This window comes from Prosthecobacter sp. (genome assembly GCF_034366625.1).
GTDB lineage: Bacteria > Verrucomicrobiota > Verrucomicrobiia > Verrucomicrobiales > Verrucomicrobiaceae > Prosthecobacter.
On record NZ_JAXMIH010000005.1, the window covers coordinates 14,462 to 31,600 of the forward strand.

Genomic DNA, 17,139 nt, shown 5'->3' on the forward strand with positions numbered 1-17,139 from the left:
GCCCCTTTCACGGCATGAATGCGCGCCCTGCTTCATGGCCGCCCCCAAACATCGTTTCATCCTCTGCTTCGACTTCGATGGCACCCTCGTGCATCCAGAGAGCGATCCCGTGTTTCATCCGGGCCTCGGGCAGATGATTCAACTGCTGCGCGGCCAGGGTGCCGCGTGGGTCATCAACACCGGTCGCAGCCTCAGCCAGACCATCGAAGGTCTCGCGCAGCACGGCATTTACTCCGAGCCGGATTTCATCATCGCGCAGGAGTGTGACATCTACAAACCGGGCTTCTTCAGTCAGTGGAAGGACTTTGGCTCATGGAACCGCCTGGCCCGCCGGGCGCAGGAACGATTCGCCAAAGATCACCAGCCCTCGCTACAGGCCATCAAACAGATGGTCGAGACACAGACGCAAGCTTCCTTCATCACCGGTGGTGAAGGCGAGATGGGAATCGTCGCCACGAGTGATGCCGAACTCGATGGCGTCTGCGCCTACATCGACTCGCACGCACGCCAGTTCCCGGACATCGGTTACCATCGCAACGGCATCTACCTGCGCTTTTCCCACAGCGGCTACAGCAAAGGCACCGCGCTGAGCGAGCTGGCGCGTCTGCTCGGCCTCGATTCGTCCGCCTGCTTCGCTGCCGGGGATAACTACAACGACCTCAGCATGCTTGATCCCCGCCACGCCCGCATGATCGCCTGCCCCGGCAATGCGGTTGATCCGGTGAAGCACATCGTGCATTCCCGCGGCGGTTTCATCGCCACCCGCGTTGCCAGCGAGGGCATGATGGAGGCGCTGACGCATTATTTTGGCGGTTCCCCAGCCCCAGCGGCCTGATTTCGCGGTCGAAGGTAGCAGTTTTCTCTTGCCGAACGGGGTGAGGTGTGGAAATCTCCGCGCCCCTCGTCCCAGACGGCGGGAAAACTCTCACTTTTCAGGTTATGGCATACGCAATCATCAAAACAGGCGGCAAGCAGTACAAAGTCTCCGTGGGCGACAAGCTCGACGTGGAGAAGCTCGAATCCGCCGAAGGCGAAACCGCCACCTTCGATCAGGTGCTCGCCGCCGGTGAAGGCAGCACCATCACCGTGGGCGCTCCCACTGTCGCTGGAGCCAGCGTTTCCGCCAAGGTGCTCAAGCAGCACAAGGCCGACAAGGTCACCACCTTCAAGTTCCGCAAGCGCAAGGGCTTCCACAAGACCCGTGGTCACCGTCAGCCGCTGACCCTCGTGCAGATCACTGCCATCAACGCCTAATCCCCTCACCACTCTCCTCTTATGGCCCATAAAAAAGGACAAGGTTCCGTCAAGAACGGTCGCGACAGCCAGAGCAAGCGTCTTGGCGTCAAAAAATTCGGCGGTGAATCCGTCGTCGCAGGCAACATCATCCTCCGCCAGCGCGGAACGAAGTGGATTCCCGGCCTCAATGTCGGTCTCGGCAGAGATCACACCATCTTTGCTCTCGTGGACGGCAATGTCCGCTTCGACAAAGACGGTCGTCGCGTGAACATCCAGCCTGCCGCCCTTCAGGCGTAACTTTCAGGCACAATAACTTTTCGAAGGGCGCGGACAAACTCCGCGCCCTTTTTCATGCCCGAAGTGGCTATTTCCTACTTTACACATCGAGAATAAGGTGAATAATCCGCGCTCCGCATGAATCCCGACCAAATCCAAGCTCTCAACGACGATCTCAAAGGCAAGTCGCCCCAGGAAATCATCCAAGCTGCGCTCGCTCATGCCGACGGCCAGTCCATCGTCACCACAAATTTTCGTCCGTATGAGGCAGTGATCCTGCATCTCGCCACGGAGCAGGAGGCGGGCATCCCCATCCTGTGGGTCGATCACGGCACCAATCTCCCTGAAACTTACCGTTTCGCCGAAAAGAGCCACGCACGCCTCGGCCTCAACTTGAAGCCTTATCTGCCGCTCATGACCGCCGCGCACTGGTTGGCCCTCAACGGTGGCCAGGTGCCGATGCCGGACGAAGTCGAGCGTGTGGAGTCCTTCAGCCGCATCATGAAGCTGGAGCCGTTCGAGCGCGGCATGCGCGAACTGGCCCCGAAAGTCTGGATCACCGCCCTGCGCAAAGAGCAGAACCCCCAGCGTGCGGCCACGCTTCAGCCCTTCATGTGGGACGCGAAATTCAACTGCCTTAAGGTGAACCCCATCCTCGACTGGACGCCCGTCGAGATGGACGCCTACCTGCTCGAACATGATCTGCCCAACGAGCGCACCTACTACGATCCCGCCAAGGGTGATGAAAAACACGAATGCGGCCTGCACGCCAAGCTCGTCACTGACAAAGTGTAAGCGCCCATGGATCTGCCGCCCGACTTCCTGCTCTACATCGCCGCCGGCTTCGTCGCTCAATTGATCGATGGAGCGCTCGGCATGGCCTATGGCGTCAGCGCCTCGTCGCTGCTCATGGCCCTCGGTGTACCGCCTGCGGCCACGAGTGCCACCGTGCATGCGGCGGAGTGCTTCACCACCGGCGCGTCTGCGATTTCGCATCACGCGTTTGGGAATGTGGACCGCTTTCTGTTTCGTCGGCTGCTCATTCCCGCCGTCATCGGTGCCATCATCGGCGCGTACTTGCTCTCCTCAATCGGCGACGTGCTCAAACCCTGGGTTTCCGGCTATCTCATCCTCATGGGTGCCGTGATCATCGCCAAAGCCTTCGTCCGCGTGCCGCCGCGCAATGTGACCACGCATCTGGCCCCACTCGGCTTCTTCGGCGCTCTCGTCGATGCCATGGGCGGCGGCGGCTGGGGCCCGATTGTCGCGTCCAACCTCATCGTGCGTGGCAACAACGTCCGCATCACAGTCGGCAGCGTGAACGCCGTCGAGTTCTTCGTCACGCTGGCCGCCAGCATCACCTTTTTCCTCACCATCGGCCTCACGCATTGGAGCATCATCCTCGGTCTTGCCATCGGCGGCATGATCGCCGCGCCGTTTGGAGCCTGGGCTGCCAAACACATCCCGCACAAGCCCTTCATGATTCTCGTCGGCGTCCTCGTCGTCGTCCTCAGCACGCGCAATCTCCTCAAATTCATGTCCTGGATCTAGTCTGCTCAAGACGCCTCCGCTCTTGCCATTCCTTGAGCATCCGTACCCGGCGTCTTGACACCCCCCTTCCCCTGTTTCCTCTCCAGTCTTCCCTACGGCTCTCGTTTTCTTTTCCCTGACGTCATGTCCGCCATCACCCACCTTCAATTCCTCGAATCCGAGGCCATCTACATCCTGCGCGAAACCGCCGCGCAGTTCCAAAAGCCCGCGCTTCTCTTCTCCGGCGGCAAAGATTCCATCGTCATGGCCTGGCTGGCTCGCAAAGCCTTCTATCCATCGAAACTCCCCTTCCCGCTGCTCCACGTCGATACCGGCCACAACTTCCCCGAGGCCATGGAGTACCGCGATTGGTTCGTGCAGGAAATCGGCGCGACCTTGACCATCGGCCTCGTGCAGAAGTCCATCGACGATGGTCGCGTGCAGGAAGAAAAGGGTCACAACGCCAGCCGCAACAAACTACAGACCGTCACCTTGCTCGACACCATCGAGGAGCACCAATACGACGCCTGCCTCGGCGGTGGTCGTCGTGATGAAGAAAAAGCACGCGCCAAAGAGCGCTTCTTCAGCCACCGCGATGAATTCGGCCAATGGGACCCGAAAAACCAGCGCCCCGAGCTCTGGAACATCTTCAACGGCCGCAAACACTTCGGTGAGCACTTCCGCGTCTTCCCGCTCAGCAACTGGACCGAGATGGACATCTGGCAATACATCCGCCAGGAAAACATCCCGCTGCCGAGCCTCTACTTCAGCCATCAGCGCAAAATCATCGAGCGCCACGGCCAGTTTCTCGACGCCAGCACCGGCATCATCCCGCTGCTCGATGAAGAGAAACCCAAGGTCAAAGAAATGACCATCCGTTTCCGCACCGTCGGCGACGCCACCTGCACCGGCGCCGTCGAATCCACCGCCAGCACCATCGACGAAATCGTCGCCGAAGTCGCCGCCGCTCGCCAGACCGAACGCGGCACCCGCGCCGACGACAAGCGCAGCGAAACCGCCATGGAGGACCGCAAGAAGGAAGGATACTTCTGATCTTAGCGAGAACCGCAGCCCACCCACTTCACTCTCACTTTCCTCAGATCATGGACGTTCTCGTCAACCCCACCGAATCCTCTCTTCTCCGCTTCACGACAGCCGGTTCTGTCGATGATGGCAAAAGCACGCTCATCGGCCGCTTGCTGTATGACTCGAAGTCGATCTTTGAAGACCAGCTTCTTGCCGTCGAAGAATCCTCCAAGCGTCGTGGCGACGCGCATGTGAATCTTGCGCTGCTGACCGATGGCCTGCGCGCTGAACGCGAGCAAGGCATCACGATTGATGTGGCCTACCGCTACTTCGCCACGCCAAAGCGCAAGTTTATCATCGCCGACACACCGGGGCACATTCAGTACACGCGTAATATGGTCACCGGCGCTTCCACGGCCGATTTGGCGATCATTCTCATCGACGCACGTCTCGGCGTGATCGAGCAGACGATGCGTCACACGTATCTCGCGTCGCTGCTGCGCATCGGGCACATCGTGTTGGCCGTGAACAAGATGGATCTCGTGGATTTCGACCAGACGGTCTATGACAAGATCGTCGGCGACTTCCAAGCCTTCGCCAAAGGCCTGGACAATCTCCCCCAAGTCACGCCGATCCCCATGAGCGCCCTGAATGGCGACAACGTGGTCGATAAATCCGAAAGCACGCCGTGGTACACCGGCCCCTCGCTCCTGCAGCATCTCGAAACCGTGCAGGTGCATGCCGAAACCGCCGCCGATGAAGCGCGCTTCGCCGTGCAGTGGGTGATTCGCCCGATCTCTGACCGCAAGGACGCCAAGCTCGGCAATCTGCACGACTATCGCGGCTTCGCTGGCCGCATGGCCAGCGGCACCTTCCGCATGGGCGATGACGTGCTTGTTTATCCTTCGGCGATGAAGTCGAAGATCACCGGCATTCACACCTATGAAGGCCCGCAGCAGGAAACCACCCCGCAGCTCAGCTACAGCATCACCGTCGCCGATGAGATCGACACCAGCCGCGGCGGCATGATCGTCAAGGCGAACGAACCCGCGCAAACCAGCCAGGAGTTCGACGCCATGATCTGCTGGTTCTCCGACAAGAAGATCCTCAAGCCGCGTGGTCGTTTCCATCTGCGCCACACCACGAATGATGTGCGCGCCATCGTCACCGACGTGCTCTACAAGGTGAACATCAGCACGCTCGAAAAAACCGTCGAGAGCAAGGAATTCCATCTCAATGACATCGGTTGCATCCGCATCCGTTGTGCCACGCCGATCTTCTTCGACCCCTATTCCAAGAACCGCACCACCGGCAGCTTCGTGCTCGTCGATGAGCAGACCAACAACACCGTCGCCGCCGGCATGATCCAGCGCAGTGTGGGCGGGGACGACTTCGAAGATCCGGGTTCGGCGATCTAAAGCGCGAGAACCTGCGCAGGGCCGCGTAATGGTTCGCGGCCATGATTTACGACGGCATCCTTCTCGGCTCCGGGCACAACGCGCTGGTGCTCGCCTGCTATGCGGCACGCGCCGGCCTGAAGGTGGCCGTGGTGGAGAAGAATGACGTGGCGGGCGGCGGGCTGGCCACGGTGGAGCATCCGCCGGGCTCCGGCTTTAAGCACAACACGCATTCGTTCTTCCATCGCGCGCTGACCTCGATGCCGTGGTATCGCGATCTGGAATTGGAGCGCTATGGCGTGCGCTACATCGAGCCGGAGCTCAATGTGGCGATGATTCTGCCGGAAGATCGCGTGCTGGAGTGGTGGACGGATTTTGAAAAAACTTTCGCCTCGTTCGCGGCGATCTCACCACGCGATGCGGACCGTCTGCGCGAGTGGACGGAGCGCTTCCGGCCCATCGTGGAGCAGATCCTCATCCCCGAAGCGCAGAACGCGCCGCTGCCGCCGGAACAACGCCTCGCGAAATTGCGGCAAAGCGAACTCGGGCGCACGCTGCTGGAGGTGCAGGCGCTGTCACCCATCGAATTTGTGATGCGCGAGTTCGAGCATCCGGCGGTGCGGGCCGGTTTGCTGTTCTTCAATGGCCTGCGGGAAGTCGATTTGCGACAGCAGGGCTTCGGGCACTCGATTCCCGCGCTGCTGGCCAGTCCGCGCAAAGCGCAGATGTGCCTCGGCGGTTCGCGTCGTCTCGCGGAGGCGCTGTGCGCGGATTTGCGCGAGCATGGCGGTGAGGTTTTCACGAACTGGCAGCCGCGCTCGATTCTGACTCGGAATGGCCGTGCGTGTGGCGTCGAATCAATGACCGGTGACCGCATCGAGGCCTCGCAGTTCGTCGCCAGCGGCTTGAATCCGCAGCAGACCTTCCTCGATTTGATCCCGGCCGATGTCACGTCCGCGCATCTGCGTGAACGAGCCGCTGGCTTCGAGTACAACCTGCTCGCGCCGCTGTTCGCGCTGAATTTGAATCTGCGCGAGCCGCCACGTTATGCGGCGGCGGGGAAACATCCCGAATTGAACCACGCGTTCATGATGATCCTCGGTCTGGATGACGTCGCGCAGTTTCACGACATCGTCGCCGCACACGAACGCGGTGAAATCCCGCGCACGGTGATGTGGGGCGCGTGTCCGACGCAGTTTGATCCCTCGCAGTCTCCTGCGGACCGCCATACGGCCTTCATGTGGGAAAAACTGCCGTATGCGCTGCATGGCGATGCACGGAACTGGGACACACAAAAAGAACTGCATGGCCGCGAGATGCTGTCGCTGTGGCAAACGTATGCGCCGAACCTGCGTGAAGCCGTGCTGGACTCCTTCACCCGCAGCGCCCTCGATACCGAGCGCCTGCTGCCGAACATGCGGCGTGGCGATCTGCTGGTGGGATCGTTCGCGAACGATCAGATCGGCTACCATCGCCCCTTCCCTGGTGCAGGAACTTACCGCACCGAAATCCCCGGCCTCTACCTCTGTGGCGGCTCCACCCACCCCGGCGGCAATGTCACCGGCCTCTGCGGCTTCAATGCGGCGAAGGTGGTGCTGGCGGACGGCGGGCTTTCACGCGGGTAGGGCTTCTCACCGTTGGTCGATGATCTTTTCCTCCTTCGTGTGGTTGATGCAGCGTTGAGCGTCATCTCGGCAAACCAGCGACGCCGGCGCGCACCTGATAGAGGTTTTTGCCGGCGGTGATGTAAAGCGTCTTCATGTCCGCTCCGCCGAAGGCGGTATTGGTGATGGTGTCCTCGACGATGGGGATGAACTGGATGCGCCTTCCCTGCGGCGAGATGACATGCACACCGCATTTCGTGTCCAGCGTCTCGGAAGTGCCGCGCCGTTGGTTGAGGCCGGCGGCGGCCCAGAGATTTCCCTCCGCGTCGATGCTCATGCCATCGGCGCTGCGGCCGGGCGAGAAATCGAAATGCACGCGCATGTTCGTGACGCTGCCATCGGCTTGCAGGTCGTAAGCGCGGATAAGGCGCGCGCCGCCTTGCGCTTGATTGGCCTCCACGAGGTAGAGCGTGCGGTCATCGGGCGAGATCTGGATGCCGTTCGGGTTCTGCACGTCCGGTGCGGCGAGGATGCGGGCGATTTTTCCCGGCGCGTCGATGCGATACACCGCCGCGCCGCCGAGTTCGGTGAAATAGAGACGGCCCTTCGAGTCGATCGTCACGTCGTTCGGTCCGGTGAGCGGCTTGCCTTCGAAACTGTCCGCCAGCACTTCGATCTGGCCGGTTTTCATGTCGGTGCGCGTCACGCGCGGGATGCCGCTGACCTTGACGCCGGGGCGTTGGAAGGTCGCGCCCTCGCAGGCGATGAGGCGGCCCTCGGGATCAAAGAGCAGGCCGTTGGCCACGTTGCTGTTCTCGCGGAAGACGCTCAGCTGGCCATCCGTGCCGAGCTTCATGATACGCTGGTTCACGACCTCGGTGAAGTACACGCTGCCATCCGGTGCCACGGTGGGCCCTTCGGTGAAGGTGAGCGTCGCCGCGAGCTGCGGCTCCTGGGCGGCGGTGATGGAGGCGAGGGCGAGATAGACGAAGGCGCGGATCATGCGTGGAAAGAGCGCGGGAGGAGCGGGATTCTTGCACCGCAGACGCATCGCTCCACGACCGCCGCTGCGTGCGGCTTCTTGTTTTTGTTTTTTGCACCCTGGTTTCGTTTCTCGTCGTTGCTTAACGGACGGCGGATGGCAGCGGAAACTTTATCAAATGATCACATCGGAGACAACGGGCGTGAGGGAAGGCGGCGGGAACATCCTCGACGCTGAAATGGCACGGATGGAGATCATCGCTCCGGCCTTCGTGCGGGAGGCGATTTCCCGCCTCGGCCGCACCGAGGACCTCCGTTTCTCACCGGACAACCGGAAGCTGGCCGTCGCCGGGTTTGTGGCCAACACCTGCATGATCTTCGACATCGAGGTGGACCGCTCCGCCGCGAGGCCGGTGGTGCGGCTCAACGACTTCATCGAGATCCGGTCGGACAGCTTCAAGGGACCGCATGGCCTCGATTTCATCGGCGGGAACCTGCTGCTCGTGGCGAACCGCTGCGGCGGTATCTCACTCTTTGCCATGCCGGAGCGCCCTGCAGAAAGCCGGGTCGTTCACGTCAGGCCCATCCGTGAAGTGCGCCGGATCAGCCTGCTGAGACGCCTGAACTCACCGGGCTCGCTCTGCGTGCTCAGCGCCTCGGACGACCAGGTCGAAATCCTCGTGTGCAACAACTACAGCCACCGGATCACACGTCACGTCATCCCCATTCACGCCGGGCTCTGCCGGCCGCAGAATGACATCTTCCTGAACCAGGGTTTTCAGATCCCGGATGGCATCGCGATCAACCCTGACAAATCGTGGCTGGCTATCAGCAATCACAGCACGCACAGCGTCCTGATGTTCGACCTGAAGGCCGGGCTGGAGCCCTCCTCCGTGGCGGTTGGTCACCTCACCGGCATGGCCTATCCCCATGGCATCCGCTTTTCTGAAGACGGACGCCGGTTCTTCGTCGCCGACGCCGGGGCTCCTTCCGTTCATGTGTATGAGGCAGATGGTGCCGGCTGGCGTGGGGAACGGGGTACGATCCGGTCGTTGGCCGTGCTCAGCGAGGAGACCTATTTGAAAGGCCGCGTGAGTCCTCAGGAAGGCGGCCCGAAAGGGATCGATCTCAACGCGGCGGGAGATGTCCTGGCGGTCACCTGCCATGAGCAGCCGCTCGCCTTCTTCCATCTGCCGGAACTCGTGGGGTGAAAATCCCAGGGTGGAGATCCTCGCAACCTACAGCTCCGTGATGACCTTGCCCGTCTTCGTGCGGCAGGGCACGCGGAGGTGTTCGAGCCAGATGGGGATGAAGTCGTTGAGGAGGAGCTTCCGAGCCTCGGTGAGGTCGTCGAAGACGGCGTGCGCCCACGGGTGCCCACGCTCCTGATAGTAGTACTCCCAGTCCTTGCCTTCGGCGATGAAGTAAGAGCCGTCGCGCAAGCCCGTCTCGGTGCGGATGGGTGGCAGATCCTCGGGCTGGAGGTCTTGGGCGGCGAGGCTGGCCTCGATGTCGGGCCGCGTGAGGGTGAAGAGGCGGTTCACGGCCTCCTGGCAGCGTTCGGTGTTGCCGGGCTCGTTCGTATCGCGCCATTCCGGCGGCAGGCCCAGGTGCTTCAGCGACCAGGTGGCCACGTCCTCACGCGATTGCAGCACCTGCATCTGCTCGGCGATGGAAAGGGAGTCTGGATGCTTCATGGGCGGATTGTTCCTGGAAATGGCGTCGAGGCAAGGGAGTGGTGAAATAATTGGAGTGGTGGAATGATGGAGTGGAGCGCGGGCTTTAGCCCGCAGCAGGTTGAATGCGGATCCTGGGAGCGAAGATCATGAGACGTGTCGCCAAACGGTGATCGTCGGTGTGGCGGGGGCGGGGTGCTGACAATGATGCGCTCGATGGAGCGGTGTGCTGCGGACTAAGGTCCGCGCTCCTCGGAGACGAAGTGATCTCGTTTACTTCACCACCAGCGCGGCGCTGACCTCGCCGTTTTCGCCGGCGGTGAAGGTGCGGCGCTGGTCGTTGATCTCGTGGACGATGATGAGGGCTTTGTTCCAGCCGGGCGTCGGATCGGCGCCGAGCCAGTGCGGGTTGGCTTGGAAGAGGGCACCGGGCTCGTCGAGGAGGGCTTTCACGCGGTCGGTGACATCGGTGAAGGCGGTGCCGGAGCCATAGACGGCGGAGATGAGCTTCACGGGCACACGCTCCGGCGCGGGCGCGGGTTTGCCGTTGGGCAGGAGCTTGATGAAGCTGGCGTTGCCGATGCCGAGGGAGAGCGACGGGGTGTTCCAGAGGTTTTCAAATTTGGCGAGGTCACACACGCCGGTCATCTCGATGAGATCGCCTTCGCGCAGCGTGGCGAGCTTGGGCAGCATGTTCTTGTCCTGCCACTGGCTGGCGAAGACACGGATGGAGTAGCCTTCGTCCGAGGAGAGATGGGACCACACGACAAAGTTGCCCCAGAAGTCCACGCCATGCACCCTGAAGCGCATGCGGGCGGGGCGCTTGGCATCGACGAGCTTCTTTTTGAAGAGGCCGTTGGCCACTTCCTTCTGCGCTTCAGACCAGTTTCGTGCGTTTTCCGGCTCCAGATCCTTCGGAATGACGGCGAGGAAGTCGCGATAGGTGCGCAGCGGTTTCGGCTCCTTGGATTTGGCCGGTACGGGATCGGCCGCGTGCAGGAAACAGACCGGGGCGAGGGCGAGAAGGAGGAGAACAGGTGTCAGTTTCATGCGAGCGAGGGAGTGTCGTGATCAGGATCACGGATTGCAACCGGTGATCCTTGGGGCTTGATGCGACCGGTGTTTGTAAAGGGTACGTCAAGTGATGGCTCGGAGGAGGTCTCCCACGGAATGCACGGAAAGGTGGGGAACATGGCGGCGTGTGTAGTGAAAAGTGAGAGATTGCGTCTAAGGCAGCAGTTCCGTATAATCTGACCATGTCACAGGCCATTCATCTTGATCTGGAACTGCCCGGTGATCTCGCGCGGTTCAAACTGCCGGCGGGAGTGAACGAGCGGCTGTCGGCGTTGCTGGACAAGCAGGACGCCGGGGAGGAACTCACGGTCCAGGAGCGGCGCGAGGCGGAGGGTTTGGTCGATCTGGCAGACACGCTGACGTATCTCGGTCTCAAAGCCAAAGCTGCGGCATGAGCCTCCCGGATGCCTTGCGCTGGCAGGTGATCGAGAGGGCGGGAAACCGCTGCGAGTATTGTGGCTTGTCGCAGGAGGGGCAGGAGGCGGTGTTTCATGTGGATCACATCCACCCGGTGAAACTGGCCGGGCAGACGGAGTTGGAAAATCTGGCGCTGGCCTGTGTGTCCTGCTCGTTGCGCAAAGGTGCGCGTGTGAGCGCGGAAGATCCGGTCGGCGGAGACTTCGTGCCGTTGTTTCATCCGCGCCGGGATCGGTGGAATCTGCACTTTCGCTGGCAGCAGGCGGAGGTGGTGGGCATCACAGCCACCGGAAGGGCCACGGTGACCTCCTTGGCGATGAACCGGCCCATTGCGGTGAGCATCCGGCGGGAGGAAGCGTTGCGCGGGCGGCATCCGGCTCCTGGCCAGCTCTGAGTGAGAGCGGGCCACTCAAGCATCACTGTGGTGCCTGCTTGCCAGCAGAGAACCGCAACGCGGTTCCGTCATGGAGCCCAAGGGTGCCGTGGAGACCGTCCCGTCGCTCGACTCCTTTGTCGATGTGAGCGAAGCGGCTCATCCGGCGGGCGGGGGCTGCTGGGAAACAACCGTAGCCAAGGTAGGCGCTGAAAAGGCCGCTTTTCGGCCCTCCCGAGGCCGGTTCCATGCCGAACGACTCCGCAATCGAGACGAGGGACTCTCCCGACAAGCGGGACGGCTCCGCGATCAGGGCGAGGAGGTTAGGGTTCTGGCCAAGGAGCGGGGCCATCTTGGCCCCGGGGTTGAGGCATGAGGGATCAGGATGATCCCTCTCCTAGTCCAACGCAGCCCATGGGTGCCGAGCCTTGGCGAGCGCTCCCTTGGGAATCGCGTGCCACACCGCCCCCATCACGTTCCCGGACCGCAACGCGGTCCCGTCACGGGCGATTCGATGTCGCAGGGATGTTCGGGTGACGGAACCTCGTAGGTTCCTGATCCGGCGGGGATCGGGGGTGGCGCGATTCCCAGGAGAGCGCTCGCTGGCGCTCGGCACTCCTGGGCTGCATGACGAAAGCCCGTTAGGCTTTGGGCTATAGAGGGACAGACATTATTGATCTCCGCTAACAGTGTAAGTGTCAGGCGTGGGTTGAGGTTTTGTCCAGTTCCTCGTCAATTTCTGCGATCCATTTCCGCGTGGCGGAAACCTGTGAAGACAAGTTTTGCTTTGTTCGTTCTACCCAATCAAGGAATAAAACCAAATCGCGTCTGGCGGAGATCAAGTCGGGCTTTCCTCGGAGGTTGATCAATCCTAGCGCGTAAAAAAGCTGGCCTTTGTCAGGCTCTGTCTCCATGACGAGGTATATGAACTCTTCGCATTGAAGAGGTACATTCTCATTGCCAGTTTTAGTGGCAAATGCCTTCTGGTAGCTCCTGTAGGCACTCTCCAGATCACCAGAATAAGCTTCCAGAAACGCACGGCTCCAGAGCCATGTTCCGTCATCTACGTTCTCGCATTTCTTGAGACTTTCTGCCGCAGCTTGAACGTCTCTCCGAAGTAAGAAGTGACACATCGCACGTGTCAGATGGAGTCCATAATAACTTGGCTCCCACAGGTCTAGTTGCGCCAAGACCTTCTCGGACTCCATCAGGAGTTCAGGAGAACGACTCATGTGGTATTTTGTGCTCAGGTAAGACAGTTTTGTTTTGTACACTTCCGCGATTCGCGAAGGCACTCTGGCTCGGATTTTGGCGATTTGGGGCAAATGAGATGGTGCGGTTTTGTCCAATCGTTGATGAAGAGTAAGAAATAACGATTCGGCATGATCTAGATCGCCAGAGAGATAGGATGCTATGGCGATTACATATTGTGCAACCACATCAATCCATTGAGCCGTGAACTGGAAGGTGAATAGGTCTTTCTCCTTCTCGAGAAGCACACGCCGAGGGAACAAGTCGCGAAATTCTGCTGATAGCGCAGCGCCAGCCTCTCCTGGGATTGGGGCGTGACAAACACTTCCTTCCAACTCCAACACGTGTTTAGGTCCGTCAATGTTACGCTCTTTGGCATCTCCCCAAATCAGGAAATGGCATCTTGTTTGGTTATGAATACTAACTATATGCTTGGCTGGATCTACTAGCAGATCTTCCACTGGGGACGCCCCTAAATCGAGAAACGCAACACTTCCGGTCCTCCAAGTGCCTACTAGCTCTCGGAGCCTTTTGATAAAATCTGCCTTTAGTTTTTTTGCCTGATCCTGATTCTCCGTCCTGATAGCGACACCAAAACCAATCGTGCCCTTAGGGACGCATGGTAACCGCGTCGTTCGCCACCAGATGACAGTCAGAATCAATGGCGTGATCACCAAGGCAACCCAGTGCCAAAAAGAAAGCCTTTCGATCTGTATATTAAGGAACAGAAACACAAGCAAGCCAATCGCAAGCACGATGGATACAATGAGGCCATGGGGGCGCGCCCAGTTGGTTCGGCAGTAATTGAGTGTTTTTATCAAGTCCATTAAAGTTGAAACTGCATGTATTGAAGCCGGCGCAAAGCCTGCCGTTCCGTATCAGAAAAGCGGCGGGCTTTTCGGCCCGCCGCTGAAGAGAGGATTATGCTGAGCTTGTCGAATTATCACTGGCACGCCTCACACGTCCCGCCATTCCGCATGGCCTCAAGGGAGCAGGCGAGGGCTTCGTCGGCGGTGAATTGCTTGGCGGCTGCGGTGGCGACGGCCACGGCGGCGTGGTGGGTGCCGACGATGCCGCGCTTTTCTTTCTCGACTTCGCTGGTGGCTTTTTCGATGTTGGAGGCGCTGCGGGTGCGGAGGTAATAGGTGGTCTTGAGACCTTTCCGCCAGGCGGCGCGGTACATGTGGGACAGGGTCTGCATGGCGCCCTCGCCGCAGAAGAGGTTCACGGATTGCGACTGATCGATCCACTTCTGACGGCGGGCGGCGGCGTCGAGCAGCCAGGCCCAGTCGATGCCGAAGGCGGTGGCGTATTTGCGCTTCAGATCGACGGGGATTTCCTCGATGCTTTCGAGTTCGCCGTCGGTGTACTTGATCTTGTTCTGAATCTCGGAGTTCCAGAGGCCGCGCTTCTTGAGGTCCTTCACGAGGTAAGGATTGAGCACCATGAAGTCGCCGGAGAGGTTGCTCTTGGTGTAGAAGTTGGTGAAGAGGGGCTCGATGCAGGGGCTGGAGCCCATGATGTTCGAGATGGTGGCGGTGGGGGCGATGGCGAGGACGTTGCTGTTGCGCATGCCGCTCTTGGCGATCTTTGCACGCAGGCCGGACCAGTCCATCTTGCCGCCGCGTGGGACTTCGATGTCGAGGCCGCGCTCCTGGGCGAGGAGATCGACGGTGTCCTGCGGGAGGAGGCCGCGATCCCATTTGCTGCCTTTGTAGCTGGAGTAGGTGCCTTTTTCGGCGGCGAGGTCGCTGCTGGCCTCATAGGCATAGTAGGCGACGGCTTCCATGAACTCGTCGTTGAACTCGACGGCTTCCTTCGAAGCGAAGGGCAGGCCTTTGCGATAGAGCGCGTAGCCGAGGCCCATGACGCCGAGACCGATGGGGCGATGACGGCTGTTGGCGGTCTTGGCGGCTTCGGTGGGGTAGTAGTTGATGTCGATGACGTTGTCGAGCATGCGCACGGCGACGCGGATGGACTCGCGGAGCTTGGAGTGGTCGATGCCGCCGTTGTCGTCGAGGTGGTTGTCGATGAGGACGGAGCCGAGATTGCAGACGGCGGTTTCCTCAAAGCTGGTGTTCAGCGTGATCTCGGTGCAGAGATTCGAGCTGTGGATGACGCCGCAGTGGTCCTGCGGGCTGCGGACGTTGCAGGGATCTTTGAAGGTCATCCACGGATGGCCGGTTTCGAAGATGGCCTTGAGCATTTTCTTCCACAGATCGAGCGCTTCCATGGGGCGGCCGAAGATCTCGCCTTTGGCGGCCCGCTCTTCGTACTCGACGTAGCGTTTTTCAAAGGCGCTGCCGTAGAGGTCGTGGAGGTCGGGGGTTTCGTTGGAGCGGAAGAGGGTCCAGTTGCCACGGGCCTCCATGCGCTTCATGAAGAGGTCGGGAATCCAGCAGGCGGTGTTGAGGTCGTGGGTGCGGCGGCGCTCGTCGCCGGTGTTCACGCGGAGCTGGAGGAAGTCCTCGATGTCGTTGTGCCAGATTTCGAGATACGCGCAGCCGGAGCCACGGCGTTTGCCACCCTGATTGACGGCGATGAGCTGGTCGTTGTGCAGCTTGAGGAAAGGAATGACGCCCTGGCTTTCGCCATTGGTGCCTTTGATGTAGCCGCCGGTGCCGCGCACGGCCGTCCAGGAGCCACCGAGACCACCGGCCCACTTGGAGAGGTAGGCGTTGTCGGCGATGCCGCGCTGCATGATGGATTCGATGCTGTCGTCCACCTTGTAGAGATAGCAGGAGGAGAGCTGGCTGTGCATGGTGCCGCTGTTGAAGAGCGTGGGCGTGCTGGAGCAGAAGCGGCGGCCTTTGTAGAGCTTGTACAGCGCGATGATCTTGTCCTCGGGGTTTTCTTTCTCCGCGACGCAGAGGCCCATGGCGACGCGCATCCAGAAGAGCTGCGGAGCTTCGAGGCGCTTCGAGGGCTTGATCTTCTTATCGACGATCAAGTAGCGGTCATAGAGCGTCTGGATGCCGAGGAAGTCGAAATCCATGTCAGCGGCGGGATCCAGCGCGCTGGCGAGCTTGTCGAGGTCGAACTTGAGGAGCTGCGGATGGATGCGCTCGATCTCGATGCCGCGTGCGAGGTTCTTGCGGAACGCACGGCGGTGGAAGTTCGGGAGCTGCTCGATGCCGTGATCGACGATGCTCCAGCCGAGCACTTCTTCATAGATGTAGGTGAGCAGCATGCGGCCGGCGAACTTCGCGAAGTCAGCGTCCTTCTCCATCAAGGTGCGCGCATTGAGGATGATGGTGGTCTTGAGCGCATCGACGGTGATTTCGCTGAAGATGGAGCGACGCAGCTCCATTTCGATCTCGCCACGGTTGATGCAGAGGTCGAGGCCGAGGCTGGCGAAGTCGATGCGGCGCTTCAGATCCTGGCCGTCCCAGAGGAAGGTCTCGGTGGGGGAAACGCGGACGAGGATGAGGGACTGCTGCTGATCGGACTCCTGCTCGTTGATGATGGCGGCGGCCTGCTCGTCGGTGACGCGCATGTTGGAGCGCAGCGCACGGTACTGGATGTAGGAACGGGCGACTTTGAAGAAGCCCTGCTTCATGAGCTCTTCCTCGACGAGATTCTGCACGTCCTCGATGTGCATGAACTGCTTGCCGTCATTGACGACCGAACGACTCACGGCCTCGGCGACCTGCACCGCGCCAGCGGAGTCCATCTCCATGGAGAGGAAGGCCTTGCGCACGGCGATCTCGATCTTGTTGTGGTTCCAAGGGACGAGCTGGCCGTTGCGGCGGATGACTTTGGTGGTGACCATGAGGGGCTGGAGTGAACCCGCGTCGTTCGCGTCCGAATTGGCGAGAGTTTCGACACGCTTGCGGCGCTCGGCGAGGCTGCGGGCGACGTCGTGGGCGTTGTGACGTACCAGAGCCTGCTCAATGACCTGGTAAATCTCTTTGGTGCTCAGCATCGGAGCCTCGCTGCCGTTGGCGGTGGTGCGCTGGGCGACTTCCTCCGCCACCGCGCGGGAAATGACCTGGACGAGCAGGCGGTTGGAGTCGGTGAAGATTTCGCTCTGGCGCTGGCGTGCGAGCAGCAAATCCGTGATCGCATTGCCGACCGTGTCGGCGATCTCACCCACGTCGAAATCACGCTCGCTGCTGCCGATGCGCACCTTTGGTGCCGCCGTCATCGGAATGCCAGCCACGCCTGCCGTCAGCGCGCTCCATTCAAAGTGGGGTTTTTGGTCCTTGGGTGTGTGTGCGACGCGCTTGAGCGCCTTGTCTTCGTGGAGCAGGTCAGTGATCATGGCGGGAGGTCCAGGTTTGAGTTTAACGCGAGCG

The 17,139-nt window shown here is 60.6% G+C and carries 17 protein-coding genes; 11 read left to right on the plus strand and 6 right to left on the minus strand.

What is annotated here, in order from left to right:
* Positions 1-34 precede the first annotated feature (34 nt).
* The 8 genes from U1A53_RS01000 to U1A53_RS01035 all read left to right on the plus strand — a co-directional run bounded on the left by U1A53_RS01000 (position 35) and on the right by U1A53_RS01035 (position 7,090).
* Positions 35-835, plus strand: coding sequence for an HAD-IIB family hydrolase (locus U1A53_RS01000; protein ID WP_322278398.1), 801 nt, complete (start codon positions 35-37; stop codon positions 833-835).
* Between the two features lie 104 nt (positions 836-939).
* Positions 940-1,254 carry a 50S ribosomal protein L21 gene (gene rplU / locus U1A53_RS01005; protein WP_322278401.1) on the plus strand — a complete coding sequence of 105 codons (315 nt, stop codon included), beginning with the start codon at positions 940-942 and terminating at the stop codon, positions 1,252-1,254.
* Positions 1,255-1,275: 21 nt separating this feature from the next.
* Positions 1,276-1,533, plus strand: a complete 258-nt coding sequence (gene rpmA, locus U1A53_RS01010) for a 50S ribosomal protein L27 (RefSeq protein ID WP_322278410.1) — start codon at positions 1,276-1,278, stop codon at positions 1,531-1,533.
* Positions 1,534-1,650: 117 nt separating this feature from the next.
* The gene (locus U1A53_RS01015) at positions 1,651-2,307 is read left to right on the plus strand and encodes a phosphoadenosine phosphosulfate reductase family protein (protein WP_322278411.1); all 657 of its coding nucleotides are present in this window, start codon (positions 1,651-1,653) and stop codon (positions 2,305-2,307) included.
* Between the two features lie 6 nt (positions 2,308-2,313).
* Positions 2,314-3,063 (plus strand): sulfite exporter TauE/SafE family protein, encoded by a 750-nt coding sequence (locus U1A53_RS01020; RefSeq protein WP_322278413.1) that lies wholly within the window; start codon positions 2,314-2,316, stop codon positions 3,061-3,063.
* Positions 3,064-3,186: 123 nt separating this feature from the next.
* Positions 3,187-4,095 carry a sulfate adenylyltransferase subunit CysD gene (cysD, locus tag U1A53_RS01025; RefSeq protein ID WP_322278415.1) on the plus strand — a complete coding sequence of 303 codons (909 nt, stop codon included), beginning with the start codon at positions 3,187-3,189 and terminating at the stop codon, positions 4,093-4,095.
* 50 nt (positions 4,096-4,145) lie between these two features.
* The gene (locus U1A53_RS01030) at positions 4,146-5,486 is read left to right on the plus strand and encodes a GTP-binding protein (RefSeq protein WP_322278417.1); all 1,341 of its coding nucleotides are present in this window, start codon (positions 4,146-4,148) and stop codon (positions 5,484-5,486) included.
* Positions 5,487-5,527: 41 nt separating this feature from the next.
* The gene (locus tag U1A53_RS01035; RefSeq protein WP_322278421.1) at positions 5,528-7,090 is read left to right on the plus strand and encodes an NAD(P)/FAD-dependent oxidoreductase; all 1,563 of its coding nucleotides are present in this window, start codon (positions 5,528-5,530) and stop codon (positions 7,088-7,090) included.
* A gap of 61 nt (positions 7,091-7,151) precedes the next feature.
* Here U1A53_RS01035 and U1A53_RS01040 read toward each other — a convergent pair whose 3' ends face one another.
* Complete coding sequence (locus U1A53_RS01040; protein WP_322278425.1) at positions 7,152-8,072, minus strand: SMP-30/gluconolactonase/LRE family protein; 921 nt, start codon at positions 8,070-8,072, stop codon at positions 7,152-7,154.
* Positions 8,073-8,229: 157 nt separating this feature from the next.
* Between U1A53_RS01040 and U1A53_RS01045 the strand changes: the two genes are divergently transcribed.
* Positions 8,230-9,261: a hypothetical protein gene (locus U1A53_RS01045; protein WP_322278429.1), complete on the plus strand. Its 1,032-nt coding sequence runs from the start codon at positions 8,230-8,232 to the stop codon at positions 9,259-9,261.
* Between the two features lie 27 nt (positions 9,262-9,288).
* Here the strand turns inward: U1A53_RS01045 and U1A53_RS01050 are convergent, their stop codons facing one another.
* Entirely contained in the window at positions 9,289-9,747 is a 459-nt protein-coding gene (locus tag U1A53_RS01050; protein ID WP_322278436.1) for a hypothetical protein, read from the minus strand.
* Positions 9,748-9,999: 252 nt separating this feature from the next.
* Positions 10,000-10,776: a hypothetical protein gene (locus U1A53_RS01055; protein ID WP_322278443.1), complete on the minus strand. Its 777-nt coding sequence runs from the start codon at positions 10,774-10,776 to the stop codon at positions 10,000-10,002.
* Between the two features lie 206 nt (positions 10,777-10,982).
* Between U1A53_RS01055 and U1A53_RS01060 the strand changes: the two genes are divergently transcribed.
* Positions 10,983-11,195, plus strand: a complete 213-nt coding sequence (locus tag U1A53_RS01060) for a hypothetical protein (protein WP_322278448.1) — start codon at positions 10,983-10,985, stop codon at positions 11,193-11,195.
* Entirely contained in the window at positions 11,192-11,611 is a 420-nt protein-coding gene (locus tag U1A53_RS01065) for an HNH endonuclease signature motif containing protein (protein WP_322278457.1), read from the plus strand. The genes U1A53_RS01060 and U1A53_RS01065 overlap by 4 nt, the downstream gene beginning before the upstream one ends.
* A 22-nt stretch (positions 11,612-11,633) precedes the next feature.
* Here the strand turns inward: U1A53_RS01065 and U1A53_RS01070 are convergent, their stop codons facing one another.
* From U1A53_RS01070 to U1A53_RS01080, 3 genes are all read right to left on the minus strand, one after another.
* On the minus strand, positions 11,634-11,942 hold the full coding sequence (locus U1A53_RS01070) for a hypothetical protein (protein WP_322278465.1): 309 nt from the start codon (positions 11,940-11,942) through the stop codon (positions 11,634-11,636).
* A gap of 346 nt (positions 11,943-12,288) precedes the next feature.
* Positions 12,289-13,668, minus strand: coding sequence for a hypothetical protein (locus U1A53_RS01075; RefSeq protein WP_322278467.1), 1,380 nt, complete (start codon positions 13,666-13,668; stop codon positions 12,289-12,291).
* 116 nt (positions 13,669-13,784) lie between these two features.
* A complete protein-coding gene (locus U1A53_RS01080; RefSeq protein ID WP_322278475.1) occupies positions 13,785-17,105 on the minus strand; it encodes a ribonucleoside-diphosphate reductase subunit alpha in 3,321 nt (1,106 codons plus the stop codon).
* Positions 17,106-17,139 lie beyond the last annotated feature (34 nt).